Origin of the sequence: Gilliamella apis, assembly GCF_002142155.1 — a bacterium.
Lineage (GTDB): Bacteria > Pseudomonadota > Gammaproteobacteria > Enterobacterales > Orbaceae > Gilliamella > Gilliamella apis.
Map to the genome: position 1 here is coordinate 68,400 of NZ_NASD01000009.1, position 16,188 is coordinate 84,587.

Sequence of the window (16,188 nt, forward strand, 5' to 3'; positions counted from 1 at the left end):
ATATTCTGCCTATTTACCATTCACTTTATTGATAAGCTCAATAAGTTCATCGCCGAAAGTTTGAGGATTTAACATGTTTTGGACACCTAATGCATGTTGTCCTTCATTAACCTCGATTTCATGAATCAAATGTTTAGAAGCAACGATAATGTCGACATTAGGTAGTTTTGATTTGTAATCCGTGACTGCGCATGAATCCATGACATTTGCGATACCTTTTTTATCTAAATAATTGGCAATTTTCATCTTCATCATCATTGATGATCCCTGACCACTACCACAAACAGCAAGAATACGAATCGGTTGACCTTCACTAATTGCCACTTCGTCCATTTTTTCAACTACTGCTTCATTAACATCATCATGAATATCATTGGTTGGTTGTTGTTTTTGTAGGGCTTCTTCAGCTCGTAGTGATTTAGCCGCAAAGAACATATAGACCAGAGATAACGCAATCAAGACATAGATAAATAGATGAGAGAAAGATAAACCTTGTAAAATCGGTGGGAATAAAATTGCCCAATCAGCCATTCCCATCCAAGAATCAATTGGCGTACCATTTTGGGCGAAAATATTAATTACCCAAGCAGAGCCTAGAACCTCAACCATTCCCATAACAAAACAGAGTTTCATTACCGCTTTCCATCCACCATAATGATTGGCAAATACGCCAATGGTGGCATTAGAGAAAAACATAGGAATAAAACCAGGAATAATCATGATTGGCGATTTAAATACCAGTAAAAGCGCTATTGCTAAAAATTGACCTAATGCCCCCCAAATAAAACCAAATACCATGGCGTTAGGTGAAAAAGCATAGATAGCCGCACAATCGATAGCCAACACTGCATTTGGTATTAATTTTTCAGAAATTCCCTTAAATGCTTCAGATAACTCAGCTACAAACATTCTTACACCACCAACAATAACTTGGATGGCTACGGCAAATTTAAGTCCGGTTTCGAAAATGTAGATAGTCCAGTGGGTCGACCCCGCCATTGTTTGTAAATTATCCAAACCAAATGAAAGAAGGATGATACCAAAAAAGAACGTCATCACAATCGTTGTGGCGGCAATACTATCGTGGAAAATATGTAACCATTTTGGTAATTTTAAATTATCTACTGAATCATCTTTATCGCCCAATTTTGGCGCTAATTTCACCGCAATCCATGAACCTAGCTGTTGTTGATGACCAATAGAAAAACCTGCGCCGCCAGTTACCGCTTCAGTCGGTTTAAACATCATATTTGAAAAAATTCCCCAATATAATGCCGTAATTATTGCTGAGTAGATGATGGTTTCCCACATACCATAACCGAATAGGAAGTAGAAAAGTGTAATTAAACCAACTTGTTGAAACATGATATGACCGGTCAACATGATGGTTCTAATTCCGGTGAAACGTCTAAAGATGACCAGTAAAATATTAATCGCTAATGCAAGCAATACTGCATAACCAACCCATGAATATTGTTCACCCATCCCCTTTTCGACAGCCACCATTGAGGCATAAGTATCGATAATCGATCCGGTTATACCATGATATTCGGAAAGTTTAGCAATAACGGGTTTAAATGTTGAAACTAAAACACCTGAACCAACTTGTAACAGCATAAAACCAACAATGGTTTTAATCGTGCCTTTTAAAATTGTGGTGATATCTTTTTTTAAAAGACAATAACCTAGCAAGGTAACTAGGCCCAGTAATAATGGTGCCTTCGTCATAACTTGACTATAAAAGATATAAAAAATGTTATAAATTACTTCCATATGTCCCTCTCATTGGTTATCGACATTTCTAACGTTAACGTTATTGTTTAGGTATCTATAACCTTCAAATGTCTTTTTTATAATTACCTATCGCAAAACTCATAGATGGAACTTCAACCTATTTAATATTATTCAGTTCGCTGAATAACATTTGTTATATTCTACAATCACAAACAATCATTCAATGATTGTTTGTGATTATTTTGATGTTGATCACTTTTCTAAATTTATTGACTTAGCAATTGTGACATCCATCACATTATCTTTAAAAAACAGAAGCAAAACTTAAAAATATAACTATTATTATCAATAAATTGAACTTATTATTATTGATATTAATATTTAAATAATTGACAAAATACAAAATGATAACTAACATCATTTTTAATCAAATTTAATCATATTAAATTAATAAGAGGGTACAATGAACGAAATATCACGCCACACCCAAATAGTGGCAATGGTTAATGAAAAAGGGATGGTAAGAGTTACTGAATTGGTTTCTTATTTTGCAATATCACCAGCGACAGCCCGTCGGGATATTACAAAACTAGATCAGGACGGAAAAGTAAAAAAAGTTCGTAATGGCATTATGCGAATAGAAGTACAAAAACCAATTTGGGCACCGATAGGAAATAATAATACCGATCATTATCATGAAAAAGCACGTATTGCCATAAGAGCGGCGAAGTTGTGTGGAAGTGATGAAAATATAGTTATTAACTGTGGCTCAACGGCATTTTTATTAGGTCGTGAATTATGTGGTAAAAATGTTTCGATCATTACCAACTATTTTCCTTTAGCTTGTTACTTGATTGAACATGATCACGAAAACGTCATCATTATGGGAGGTTTATATAACAAAACACAAAACATTATTCTAAATCCTATAGCAAATATAACTGATTCTTATGCAGGAAAATGGATGTTTACAAGTGGTAAAACATTAACACCAAATGGGCTGTATAAGAATGAAATACTGGGAGCGGTAGCTGAACAACAAATACTTGAAAAAATTGAAAAATTAGTAGTCGTTGTTGATAGTTCTAAAATAAATACCAAAGCAAATTCTGGCATGCTTTTTTGCCCGGTTACTAAAATTGATATTTTAATAACTGGCAAACAAGCAAATAAGGAAGTAATTGAAAGCATAAAGGAACAGGGCACAGAAGTGATTTTAGTTTAATAATTAAATTGTAAAAGGAACAAAGTATGAGTAAAGTAAACGAAATTACCAGAGAATCTTGGATATTAAACACCTTTCCTGAATGGGGAACTTGGCTTAATGAAGAAATAGAAACAACAGAAGTTAAACCTAATACGTTTACGATGTGGTGGCTTGCTTGTACAGGGATTTGGTTGAAATCAGCAGGTAATACTAATATCTCTGTCGATTTTTGGTGTGGTACAGGTAAAAAAACTCACGCAAATCCATTAATGAACAAACAACATCAAATGATGCGAATGGGTGGAGTACGTGAATTACAACCAAATCTTAGAACTAGCCCATTTGTTCTTGATCCTTTTGCAATCAAAGAGATTGATGCGGTAATGGCAACCCATGACCATGCTGATCATATTGATGTCAATGTTGCAGCAGCAGTCATTCAAAACTGCTCACCAAAAGTCAAATTTATTGGTCCTAAAGCATGTGTTGAATTATGGAAAAGTTGGGGGGTTCCTGAAGATCGCTGTATCGTTGCCAAAGTAGGTGAAACTATCCAAGTTGGTGATATTACTATTCGCGTTTTAGACTCTTTTGATAGAACTTCATTAGTCACTCTACCGAAAGGTGTTTCATCCACCGATAAATCCATATTAGATGGTATGGATGATCGTGCCGTTAACTATTTATTCGAAACCTCAGGCGGATCACTTTATCATTCTGGCGATTCTCACTACTCTAATTATTATGCCAAACATGGTAATGATCATAAAATTGATGTTGCTTTGTTATCTTATGGAGAGAACCCGCGCGGCGTAACCGATAAAATGACCTCATCAGACATTTTACGGGCGGCGGAATCATTAAATACTAAAGTAGTGATTCCATTTCACCACGATATATGGGCGAATTTCCAAAGTGACCCGCGTGAAATTGAAGTCCTTTGGCAAATGAAAAAGGATCGTCTGGAGTATCAATTTACGCCTTTCTTCTGGCAAGTTGGTGGTAAATATACTTATCCAACCGATAAAAACAAAATGCACTATCAACACTATCGTGGATTTAGAGATATCTTTACCGATGAACCTGAACTGCCATACCGTTCATTTTTATAATTAAAAAGCTAACTAATGTGGACTAGAACAACTTTCTAAGTCCACTTTTTTATTGTTTTTTCTATTTTGTTATATTCTAGTGAGAAAAGAGATTTCAACAAAACAATAATCACTAACATTCAAAACTAAAAGCAATTTATCAATAAGAACAAGATTAAGCATTAATATATTTTTGCCGTTCAGGAAGCCAACAATCAACAAGTTGTTTAGCACACTCTGGAGACTCGCTTAAGATAAGATATGATGCTTTTTGCACCTCGCTAATTAAATGCTGATCACGGATTAAATCAACAATTTTAAAATTTGCTTCCCCCATTTGCCTAGTCCCTAAAATTTCACCACTACCTCTAATTTCAAGATCTTTTTGGGCAATAACAAAACCATCATTGCTATCACGCATTACTTTCATCCGAGCCTGAGCAATTTTACTTAATGGAGCTTGATACATTAACACACAATGTGAAATTGCACTGCCTCGTCCTACCCTACCTCGTAATTGATGTAGCTGAGCAAGTCCTAAACGTTCAGCATTTTCAATGATCATTAAGCTTGCATTGGGCACATCGACCCCAACTTCAATAACCGTTGTCGCAACTAAAAGTTGAACCTCTCCCGCTTTGAAAGCCTGCATAACAGATTGCTTTTCATCAGATTTCATTTTGCCATGGACAAGTGCTATATTTAAGTGTGGTAACCTTTCTTTCAATTCCTCAACTAACATTTCAGCGGCTTGAGCATCCAGAGTTTCTGATTCTTCCACTAAAGTACAAACCCAATAAACCTGACGATGACTTAAACAAGCTTGATTAACCTTGTCGATAATTTCTTCTCGACGGGAATTAGGAATAACAACAGTGGTAACTGGGGTTCGTCCTGGAGGTAATTCATCAATTATTGAGACATCCAAATCTGCATAAACTGTCATTGCCAACGTTCTTGGTATTGGTGTTGCTGTCATGATTAATTGATGTGGGTGTATGGCATTTTTAATACCCTTTTCCCACAAACGTAACCGTTGATTCACACCAAATCGATGTTGTTCGTCAATAATAACTAGCCCCAAATTGGAAAATTCAACTTTATCAACAAACACCGCATGGGTACCAACTAACATCGTGATTTCACCTTGCTTTAAAGCTTCATATCGCTGCTGCTTATTTTTAGCTGTTAATCGACCAGATAACCAATCTACAGTAATGCCTAATGGTTCAAACCATTGTTTAAAATTATTAAAATGTTGCTCTGCCAATATTTCGGTTGGCGCCATTAAAACAACTTGATGACCATTCTCTATCGCATTTAAGGCGGCCATAGCTGCAACTAAAGTTTTACCTGAGCCTACATCACCTTGTACTAGTCGCATCATTGGAATATGCTTTGTCATATCTTGATAGATATCTTGTACAACTCTTTGTTGAGCATGAGTTGGATTAAATGGTAATGAAGCTAGAAAAGGTAGAGTCAATCGCTGATTACTGTGCATTGAATAAGCATGTTGCTTTTGATTATCTCTTTTAATCATTAACATGCTTAAATGATAGGCAAGTAACTCTTCAAATACAAAACGTTTTATAGCTGGGTGTTCACCAACTAATAACTGATCAATATCAGTCGTAATAGAAGGATTATGAATGATGTTCAATGCATCTAAAATAGGTAAATAATTTTGACTTAATGAATCAGGTAATATTTCATTTGGTAAATTGTTTTTTAGTAAAATTAATGCCGATTTTATCATTTTACGGATTACATTTTGTGTCAATCCATATGTAGAAGGATAAATAGGTGTAAATCGCTCTTCATTTAAATCGCTTAGCGATGCTCGTTCATCTTTATTCGCTTTGATGTTAAATTGCGGATGAATAATTTCTAAATTAGTTTTACCGCTTTTTATTTCACCATATGCACTTATCCATTTTCCTACTATCATCGACGCTTTCATACCTGCATTAAAATGCATAAAACGTAAAATAGCGATTCCAGAATCATCTTGAATATAACATAACAGCATTTGGCGACGCTTAAAAATAATCTCTGTTTTAATTATGCGCCCTTCAATAGTGGTATATTCGCCAATTGTAGCATCACCTATAGCGCAAGAAGAACTTCGATCTTCATAACGTAGAGGAAAATGTAATAATAAATCTTGAATGGTTTTAATGCCTAGTGCATGGAATTTACTTTCTAAACTAGCACCAATACCAGCTAATTTGATTAGTGGTATATGGTTTAGTAAACGATCAGACATGATAATTAATTAATATTACGTATCACACTCACTACATCTTGTTGTAGTGATAATTTTCTAATTAAATCATTTAATTGTTGTGAGTTTTTAACTTCAAGCTGCAAAATAATTGTATAAATTTGCCTATCTTTTTCTTCGGTATTTAGCCATTGAATATGAGCTTTTTCGTCATTAATAATCGAAAGAATATGACCTAAAGTGCCTTGACTATTAAGAATATCTACCCAAATCTCTGCAACAAATAGTTGATCGATATTTGGTGCCCACTTAAGTGCAATATATTTTTCTGGGTTATTCTGATAACCACTAATATTGCGACACGATTCATGATGAACGGTTAAACCTTTTTCAGGGCTAACATGGCCAACAATCGGATCATTAGGAATAGGATGACAACATTTCGAAAAGGTCACTAAAACCCCTTCACTACCGGTAATAACTAAAGTTTTATTGGTATCAGATTGATTAGATAAAAGCGCTTTATGTTCTAAACCTTTAACAATAAAATGGCTCATGATGTTACCAAGACCAATTTCGGCTAATACATCATCGAAGCATGTTAACTTGGTTAACCCAACAATACGATCTTTCTGTTTCAGTGTTAATGACTCAATACCGCCTGATTTAATTAACGCTAAATTGAGTAGACGACGCCCTAACTCAATTGCATCTTCTCTTTTTAACGTTTTTAATGCTTGGCGAATACGAGAGCGTGCTTTAGCACTAACAACAAAATTTAGCCAGCTTGCATTAGGACGACTTTCTGGCGAAGTTATTATTTCGACAGTTTGGCCATTACTTAAAGGTTGAGAAAGCGGATAAGGTTTACGATCTACTAACGCACCAATACATTGGAAACCAATATCAGAATGCACTGCATAAGCTAAATCAACTGCTGTTGAGCCTTCAGGTAATTGGACGATACGACCTTTTGGAGTAAAAACATAAATCTCTTTTGGAAAAAGGTCTGATTTAACATTTTCAATAAATTCAAATGAATTACCAACACTTTGCTGAAGTTCTAGCAAACTTTGCATCCACCGTTGGGCTTTAATCTGAGTGGTGGTGTTGTTTAATTCATCATTCTCATTATAAATCCAATGCGCAGCAACGCCCATTTCCGCCATTTGCTCCATATCTTCAGTTCGTATTTGAACCTCTACCGGGGTACCATGCGGACCAATTAATGATGAATGCAACGATTGGTAACCATTAGCTTTAGGAATAGCAATATAATCTTTAAAACGATTAAGACGTGGTTTATATAAATTATGCACTAAACCAAGCGCACGATAGCAAGCGTCAACATCTTCCACTACAATTCGGAAAATATAAATATCCATAATTGAATGAAAATGTTGCTCACGCAGTTGCATCTTCTGATAAATCGCATAGATATTCTTTTCAAGCGCTTCTACTTGAGCATCAATACCTGCATCTGCTAGACGACCTCGTATTTCAGAAAGAATTTGTTGGATCAGTTCTTTTCTAGTTCCTCGAGCAATTTTAACCACTTTTTTAAGAACTTTAGCTCGATTAGGATGCATAGCAGTAAAACCAAGTATTTCAAGCTCAGTTTTAATATGATGAATGCCTAAACGATGAGCCAATGGCGCATAAATCTCTAAAGTTTCTTTAGCAATACGGCGACGTTTATCTGGCCTTAAAGCACCAAGAGTACGCATGTTATGCGTTCTATCAGCTAATTTAATTAAAATTACTCGCACATCTTCGGTCATGGCTAAAACCATTTTCCGAAAATTTTCAGCTTGAGCTTCTTGGCGATTTCTAAATTTTAACTTATCAAGTTTTGAAACCCCTTCCACTAAAACTGCAACATGCTTACCAAATTTTTGCGTAATGTCTTGGAAGGTGACCGGGGTATCTTCGATAGTATCATGCAAAAGTGCAGCGATGATGGTTTCATAATCTAGCCGCATATCGGCTAAAATGGTTGCAACAGCAACCGGATGGGTTACATATGGTTCACCGCTACATCGGAATTGCCCTTCATGTGCTTGCTTAGCAAAGAGATATGCAGTTTGGATCAATTCAACTTGCTTGACAGGAAGATAAGATGCAACTACCTCTTTTAAGCTTTCAAAATATTGCATGGGCAATTCTCTGCAATGTTTATTCGTATGATGGAGTATTTTCTAAAAGTACCGTTTCATGAAGAGCTGTGCGCACTTCTGATTCTTCATCTTGACGAGCTTGGAATTCAGCAGTATCAAGAATTTGTTTATTGACAAGTCCATCTTCAATTTCGCGTAAAGCAACCACAGTTTCTTTATCGTTTTCTTCTGGAATTAGTGGCGATTTATTTTCGACTTGTAATTGACGAGCACGTCTTGCGGCAACTAAAACGAGATCAAAGCGATTACCAATTTTTTCTACTGCATCTTGGACAGTTACACGAGCCATTTTTACCTCTAATATTTTAACTTATATGCTTCAATTGAAAGATCCGCTATTCTACTTAATTTTGTAGCGAATTGTCCATAACTAATATCACTATGTTATGTAAAATCCATTATTTTAGATGAATTAAAATAATAAATATCTATTCCATTACCTCTAGCCAAACATTAGCACCTATTATAGGCATATCTAAAAGGTAACGTCGTAAGCCATCCAATGCAATTGCTGCTAAGACTTGTTGCTGTGTTCTTTTGCTTTGACTTCGTCCAGTATACTTTAAATTAAAGTGTAATACTTGTTTTAATGTTGCAATAATTAAAGTAAATTGGCTATTCTTTTCTTGAAAATTAATAATACCGATCGCTATATTAGCACCTTGTGCTTTTAATAATCCTGTGAAATAACTGCTCGGTTCATCCAATAATAAAGGTACAATCTCTGATTTGACGACAGGCGCATCAGCTTCGAACAATTGATAACTAATCATCCCTGCTGATTGTTGTTCAATAATAACAATAGATTGATTAGTATCGTGTAATAATTTTGATACCACATGAGCTAATCCTGTCTCACCTGATTCACTTAATACACCTTCATAAAGCAAATTAGCATTAACAACCAATTTAATTTGTTGCCACAGCTTATCCATTTCACTTTTTTGGCTTTCAGGACCCGTTAATTTTAATTCAATAATAGGCATTGCGGCACGATAACCAATCGTGATATTTTCCGGTATATCCAATGTGGAGTCAATTTCTTGTGCTAAATCGCTTTCAGTTCGGCCCATTGTTGTTAATCGATAACAAAGTTTGCTTTCTGCCAGTGGATAATTCAACTTGATCTCAGGAATAATCTCATTTTTAATCATTTGTTTAAATTCAGAAGGCACACCGGGAGTAAAGAATAATAGACAATTATTCAGCTTGATTTTAAAACCGCATGCGGTACCAATAGGATTATCAATTAACGTCGCACTTTGAGGTAACATGGCTTGTTTAATATTACTTGCAGGCATCGTTCTACCACGATTAAGAAAATAACGCTCAAGTGACTTGAGCCATTCTTCGTGTAAAACTAGCGATTCATTATTGGCCAGTGCAGCTGCTTGGGCACTAAGATCATCACTAGTCGGCCCTAATCCACCATTGACAATTAAAATATCATTTTGCAAACTACGCTCTTTTAAAGTTTCAATCAGCGTTGATAAATTATCCCCTATTGTATGACGAGAGGTAATAGTAATACCTTCTTGAAATAGAAAATCAGATAACCATGCAGCATTAGTATCAATAATTTGACCATATAAAACTTCATCACCGGTACTAATCATTTCAATTTTAATACGATCTTTGATGTTACTCATAATTACCCTTAGTTAATTAAAAATGATTATTCAATATTTAGTTAATAACTTCTTCATCCACTTTATTGTCCATATGCTCCTTACTTTGCACTAATCGCACAGCAAAATAGAGGTCATAAGCAAATTCAATATAATCACTATCTAATTTAAGATTCATCTGTTTAAACCAATTTTTTAGTGTTTTACGTCGACCAGCCAAAATTAGCACGACATTTCTAACTTTTAATGAATTCACCAATTCATCAATACCCGTCAACACACTAACATCTTTATAAGTAAAACAAGGTATCGCATCAACAATAACATAATTGATTTGTTCGGCAGAATCATCAATATAATTGATAATTCTACGTTTAAAATAGGCAATGTTAAAATAGGTAAGTGGTGAATTAAATCTATAAATCATAGTATTACTCAATGGTTTGACGTCAGAACCAATTGAATGAATTCGACCACTATCATCAACACCTAATAACTGATCATTCGGTCTAAAAACACGACGCAAAAATAAAAATAATCCCAATAAAACTGCTAGCGCCATCCCCGGAATAATACCAATAACTAAAACCGAAATGAGTGTAGTTAAACTTAAATAGAATGCATCGCGATCAAATTTAAAAAACCGAATAATAGTTTGAAAATTAATCAGTGATAACGAAGAATAAATTAGAATCACGCCTAATACACAAGTAGGAATGTATTGTAATGGAGATAAAAAGAACAACACCACAAAGCCAATTAAAACAGCTGCTATGATTGACACTAACTGGGTTTTACCGCCATTAGCATCATTAACAGCTGTTCGAGATGAGGTACCACTAACAACAAATCCTTGAGATAACCCGGCAACTATGTTGGCCATACCCAATGCTTTAAATTCTATATCGGCATTGGTTTCATAATTATTTTTAGAAGCAAAACTACGTACCGTTATCATCATACTAACAAAACAGATAACGGCAATATTAAGAGAAGGAACGACTAAATTTCGCATTAAGCCTTTATCAAAATCTAACCATGACTCTGCTGGGATGAAATCACTGGTCACACTACCAATAATCCGTACGTTATATTGTTCAAAATTAAACAGCCATGAAAAAAAAGTCATAATTATGACGGCGAACAGCGGTGCCGGATAACGAGGTTTGAATTTTTTTAAAGCCACCAATATCACTAAAGTAAAAAATGATACTAACGCAGTTAATACATGAATCTGCGATATCTTTAAAGGAAAATAAACAATGCGCTCAATCAAATAAGAGTAGTCATACTTAAATCCCAATGTTTTGGCTAGCTGATCAACCATAATCGTAATTGAAATACCATTTAAAAGACCAATTAGAATCGGTTGGCTTAATAAATCAGCTAAAGCCCCTAGGTGAAGTTTACCGGCAATTAGACACCAAATACCAATCATAATGGTTAATAATACAACTAATTGCCAACGTAAAACGGGATCATTAGCCGCTAAAGGGAAAACTACAGCGGCTACAACTGCGCAAGTTGCTGTATCTGGCCCAACGATTAATTGCTTAGAAGAACCAAATAGTGCATACACAATCAGTGGCAAGATTGTCGAATATAAACCAGCAATTGCTCCTACGCCAGTGAGATCAGCATATGCTATTGAAACAGGTAACGATACAGCTGCTACTGACAATCCAGCTTTAATATCAAAACCAAGATACTCTCGCTTATAATGCAATAAACTCGTCAGCCCTGGCATCCAAAAAATGATTTTTTGGAATAATGCACTATTGGTAAACTTTCCCATGTATAATTACTTTCCTGCTATACTCATTTTCTCAATCAATATTGAACCACATTGAATATTACTTCTTGTTTCAATATCATTACCTATTGCTACAATATTTTGATACATTTCTTTAAGATTACCAGCTACTGTAATTTCATTAATAGGATATTGGATTTTACCATTTTCAACCCAAAAACCCGTAGCTCCACGTGAATAATCACCTGTCACATTATTGACACCTTGTCCCATTAATGACGTAATAACAACACCTTTATCGAGTTTTCTTAACATTGCAGTAAAATCAGCATCAGTTTGACTTGATGAGACTAACCAATTATGTATACCACCTGCATGTCCGGTAGATTTCAAACCTAATTTTTTGGCAGAATAATTACTTAATAAATAAGTTTGCAAAATACCTTGTTCAATAATATTACGCTTAACAGTTCTCGTCCCTTCACTGTCAAATGGTGAAGAACCTACCCCTTTTAAAATGTATGGATCTTCCAAAATTGACAGCCAAGCAGGGAAAACTGCTTTTCCTACACTATCCAACAAAAAAGAAGACTTTCGGTAAATCGAACCACCACTAATTGCAGAAACTAAATGCCTTATTAAACCGACAGCAACTTCCGAACAAAAAAGGACAGGTACTTGCATGGTTGGAATTTGTTTAGCACCTAAATGAGCAACAGCTTTCTCAGCAGCTTGTTTTCCGACCCAAACTGGTGATTGCAGTTCATTAATATCCCGAGAAGAAGTATAGGCGTAATTTCGCTCCATTTGTCCATTTTGCTCAGCAATCACCGAGCAAGAAAGTGAATGTGAACTGGCACAGTAGCCTTGTAACATTCCTAAACTATTTCCATAAACATAAACACCATAACGGCTATTAAAGTAACCACCATCACAACTTATTAATGAAGATTCAGCAAGCGCTGTTAGTTCCGCCTGTTTTGCTTGTTCTATTGCATTATCAACATTTAAATCACTTGGATGAAAAAGATCTAAATCGGCATTATCAAATGCCATTAACTCACGATCGCCTAAACCTGAACATGAATCAGGCGAAGTATATTGCATAATATTAATTGCCATATCCACCGTTTGGCTAATCGCCTGTGGAGATAAGTCACTGGTAGATGCGCTACCTTTACGTTGATTTTGATAAACGGTTATACCTAATGCTCCATCACTATTAAATTCAACATTTTCAGTATCACCTTCTCTTGTACTGACACTAATACCAGTAGATTGATTAATCGACACCTCTACTGAATCGACCCGAGCTTGTGCTTGTTTAATAGCATCGGCAACAATAGCGGATAGATGTTGTTGTTGGCTTATCGCATCTTTTTTAATTTGTTCAATACTCATTTTATTATTTTCTACAATTCTGCTAGTGATACGTTATAATATGCCAGAATTTAATTTTAGTTAACAAAAGAAATAGCATGAATAACAATCAAGAGCCAAATCTAGAACCCGACTTCAATATAAATCAAGAAGATGATGAAATTATTTACGTTAGTAAAAGTGAAATCAAAAGAGATGCCGAGGTGCTTAAAAAATTAGGTGTCGAACTTGTCAATTTAAGCAAAAATGAAATAAGTAAAATTCCACTTGATGAAGATTTATTATATGCTATTGAATTAGCTCAAAAAATAAAAAAAGAAGGCTATCGCAGACAAATTCAATACATAGGTAAATTACTTAGAAATCGTGATATTGAACCGATTACACAAGCATTGGATAAACTCAAAAATCGCCATAACCAGCAAGTTGCCATGTTTCACCGTTTAGAGAAATTACGTGATGAGTTAATAGAAACTGGCGATGCAGAATCAATTATGGAGCTATTTCCTACCGCAGATAGACAGCAATTACGTACACTTGCACGTTCAGCTAGAAAAGAACTGACTGCAAATAAACCGCCAAAAACAGCCAGACAAATTTTTCAATATTTAAAAGAATTGAGCGAAACAGAGTAAATTTTTATAATGTTCGTTTTATATTTATGATTAAACACTACTTACTAATAAAAGATAGAGGATACAAAAATGGGACTATTAAACGTACCAGCCGGTAAAGAATTACCTGATGACATCTATGTCGTGATTGAAATTCCAGCGAATGCTGACCCAATTAAATATGAAGTCGATAAAGATACTGGTGCAGTATTTGTTGATAGATTTATGGCAACTGCAATGTTTTATCCATGTAATTACGGTTATATTAATCACACTTTATCACTTGATGGAGATCCGGTTGACGTATTAGTTCCAACTCCATATCCATTACAACCTGGTTCTGTAATTCGTTGTCGTCCAGTTGGTGTCTTAAAAATGACTGATGAAGCAGGTTCTGATGCTAAACTAGTTGCTGTACCGCATACTAAATTATCAAAAGAATATGACCATATAAAAGATGTAGACGATTTACCTGAGTTATTAAAATCTCAAATCAAGCACTTCTTTGAGCAATACAAAGCACTTGAAAAAGGCAAATGGGTAAAAGTTGATGGTTGGGATAATGCCGAAGCTGCTCGTAAAGAAATTATTGAATCTTTTGAAAGAGCAAAACAGAAGTAATCCTACCTAAATTATTCAAAAAAGTAATCATTTCTACTGAGTCATAAAAAATAATTTTTATGACTCAATCTTTAAACTTTTTTTTACTTTCGAAATAACTTCAATGACTTAGCGTTGTAACAATTTGTCATTTATCAAATTAAATAAATTAATATAAAAATTTTATATAAAACCGTACACTAAGATGAAAAAATTGTCATTAACATCTTGCTTTCGATTTTAAATTGTGAGGTAATAGTAATGGGCTAACAACAAGAAGCATTTTTATGAAAACGATTAACTTTTTAATTTAGTTCCAGACTAGTTAGATTAGTTTATGAGTTGGTGTATTAATGTTAGTTAATGCCTAAACAGCCGATAAGGCAAATTATTAATTATTGTTAGGATGTCTAGTAAATGAATAAAAAAACAGGCCAAGTAAAATGGTTCAACGAAAGTAAAGGTTTCGGTTTTATCACTCCAGCCGATGGCAGCAAAGATGTATTCGTACATTTCTCTGCAATCTCAGGTGATGGCTTTAAAACCTTAGCTGAAGGACAACAAGTCGAATTTGCTATCCAAGATAGCCCTCGTGGACCAGCAGCGGCTGAAGTAGTTGTTATCTAATTAAAGTTTAATTAAATAATAAAAGCAAAACGCCTATTTCTCGAAATAGGCGTTTTTTTATAAGGGTAGTATTTTAATCCCTTTATTAGAACTAAAAAAAGCAACCCAAGGCCGCTTTTTTTTGCAATTACAACTGCTTCTAATTATTTAGCAACAACTGCAATTAAGTCTAGTACTTTGTTAGAGTAACCAACTTCGTTATCGTACCAAGAAACTAATTTAACAAAGTTATCACTTAATTGGATACCAGCTTTAGCATCAAATACAGAAGTACAAACTTCACCTAAGAAATCTGTAGACACAACGTCATCTTCAGTATAACCAAGAACGCCTTTCATTGGGCCTTCAGCAGCTGCTTTGATAGCTTTACAGATGTCTTCGTATTTAGCTGGTTTTGCTAAACGTGCAGTTAAGTCAACAACAGAAACGTCTGGAGTTGGAACACGGAAAGCCATACCAGTTAATTTACCATTTAATTCAGGAATAACTTTACCTACAGCTTTAGCAGCACCAGTTGATGAAGGGATGATGTTTTGAGCAGCACCACGACCACCACGCCAATCTTTGTGAGATGGACCATCAACAGTTTTTTGAGTTGCTGTAGTTGCGTGAACAGTAGTCATTAACGCTTCAACGATACCGAAGTTATCATTAACTACTTTAGCTAAAGGAGCTAAACAGTTAGTAGTACAAGAAGCATTAGAAACGATATCTTGACCTGCATATTCTTTATCATTAACACCCATAACAAACATTGGAGTATTGTCTTTAGATGGGCCAGTTAAAACAACTTTTTTAGCACCAGCTTGGATGTGTTTACGAGCAGTTTCATCAGTTAAGAATAAACCTGTTGCTTCAGCTACAACATCAACACCTACTTCATTCCATTTTAAGTTCGCAGGATCTCTTTCAGCAGTAACGCGGATTGTTTTACCATTAACGATTAATTTACCGTCTTTAACTTCAACAGTACCGTCAAAACGACCGTGAGTTGAATCATATTTAAGCATATAAGCCATATAATCAACGTCTAATAAATCATTGATAGCAACGATTTCAATGTCAGAGCGTTTTTGTGCAGCACGGAAAACAATACGACCGATACGGCCAAAACCATTAATACCTACTTTGATTGTCATAACAATTACCT

13 protein-coding genes are annotated in these 16,188 nt (G+C 35.0%); 5 read left to right on the top strand and 8 right to left on the bottom strand.

Annotated features, from left to right (window positions below; translation table 11 throughout):
- Positions 1-9 precede the first annotated feature (9 nt).
- Complete coding sequence (locus tag B6C84_RS05955; RefSeq protein WP_065614311.1) at positions 10-1,773, bottom strand: PTS ascorbate-specific subunit IIBC; 1,764 nt, start codon at positions 1,771-1,773, stop codon at positions 10-12.
- Between the two features lie 424 nt (positions 1,774-2,197).
- Between B6C84_RS05955 and ulaR the strand changes: the two genes are divergently transcribed.
- Positions 2,198-2,959 (top strand): HTH-type transcriptional regulator UlaR, encoded by a 762-nt coding sequence (ulaR, locus tag B6C84_RS05960; RefSeq protein WP_034901429.1) that lies wholly within the window; start codon positions 2,198-2,200, stop codon positions 2,957-2,959.
- 26 nt (positions 2,960-2,985) lie between these two features.
- The gene (ulaG, locus tag B6C84_RS05965) at positions 2,986-4,053 is read left to right on the top strand and encodes an L-ascorbate 6-phosphate lactonase (RefSeq protein ID WP_034901431.1); all 1,068 of its coding nucleotides are present in this window, start codon (positions 2,986-2,988) and stop codon (positions 4,051-4,053) included.
- 154 nt (positions 4,054-4,207) lie between these two features.
- Here ulaG and recG read toward each other — a convergent pair whose 3' ends face one another.
- The 6 genes from recG to pmbA form a co-directional block, all read right to left on the bottom strand.
- Positions 4,208-6,301 (bottom strand): ATP-dependent DNA helicase RecG, encoded by a 2,094-nt coding sequence (gene recG, locus B6C84_RS05970; protein ID WP_086354197.1) that lies wholly within the window; start codon positions 6,299-6,301, stop codon positions 4,208-4,210.
- 5 nt (positions 6,302-6,306) lie between these two features.
- Complete coding sequence (gene spoT / locus B6C84_RS05975) at positions 6,307-8,415, bottom strand: bifunctional GTP diphosphokinase/guanosine-3',5'-bis pyrophosphate 3'-pyrophosphohydrolase (RefSeq protein ID WP_086354196.1); 2,109 nt, start codon at positions 8,413-8,415, stop codon at positions 6,307-6,309.
- A gap of 19 nt (positions 8,416-8,434) precedes the next feature.
- A complete protein-coding gene (rpoZ, locus tag B6C84_RS05980) occupies positions 8,435-8,725 on the bottom strand; it encodes a DNA-directed RNA polymerase subunit omega (protein ID WP_034903119.1) in 291 nt (96 codons plus the stop codon).
- Positions 8,726-8,864: 139 nt separating this feature from the next.
- Entirely contained in the window at positions 8,865-10,085 is a 1,221-nt protein-coding gene (locus tag B6C84_RS05985) for a CinA family nicotinamide mononucleotide deamidase-related protein (RefSeq protein ID WP_086354195.1), read from the bottom strand.
- 37 nt (positions 10,086-10,122) lie between these two features.
- Positions 10,123-11,859: a SulP family inorganic anion transporter gene (locus B6C84_RS05990; protein WP_065614315.1), complete on the bottom strand. Its 1,737-nt coding sequence runs from the start codon at positions 11,857-11,859 to the stop codon at positions 10,123-10,125.
- A 6-nt stretch (positions 11,860-11,865) separates the two neighbouring features.
- Entirely contained in the window at positions 11,866-13,218 is a 1,353-nt protein-coding gene (gene pmbA, locus B6C84_RS05995; protein ID WP_065614316.1) for a metalloprotease PmbA, read from the bottom strand.
- 77 nt (positions 13,219-13,295) lie between these two features.
- Here pmbA and yjgA point away from each other — a divergent pair, with 77 nt between their 5' ends.
- The 3 genes from yjgA to cspE all read left to right on the top strand — a co-directional run bounded on the left by yjgA (position 13,296) and on the right by cspE (position 15,038).
- Positions 13,296-13,832, top strand: coding sequence for a ribosome biogenesis factor YjgA (gene yjgA, locus B6C84_RS06000; RefSeq protein WP_065578024.1), 537 nt, complete (start codon positions 13,296-13,298; stop codon positions 13,830-13,832).
- A gap of 69 nt (positions 13,833-13,901) precedes the next feature.
- Complete coding sequence (ppa, locus tag B6C84_RS06005) at positions 13,902-14,432, top strand: inorganic diphosphatase (protein WP_065578025.1); 531 nt, start codon at positions 13,902-13,904, stop codon at positions 14,430-14,432.
- A 396-nt stretch (positions 14,433-14,828) separates the two neighbouring features.
- On the top strand, positions 14,829-15,038 hold the full coding sequence (gene cspE, locus B6C84_RS06010) for a transcription antiterminator/RNA stability regulator CspE (RefSeq protein ID WP_025315032.1): 210 nt from the start codon (positions 14,829-14,831) through the stop codon (positions 15,036-15,038).
- A gap of 143 nt (positions 15,039-15,181) precedes the next feature.
- On the opposite strand, the gene gapA is transcribed toward cspE, so the two are convergent.
- Positions 15,182-16,177 (bottom strand): glyceraldehyde-3-phosphate dehydrogenase, encoded by a 996-nt coding sequence (gapA, locus tag B6C84_RS06015; protein WP_034903096.1) that lies wholly within the window; start codon positions 16,175-16,177, stop codon positions 15,182-15,184.
- Positions 16,178-16,188: the final 11 nt, after the last annotated feature.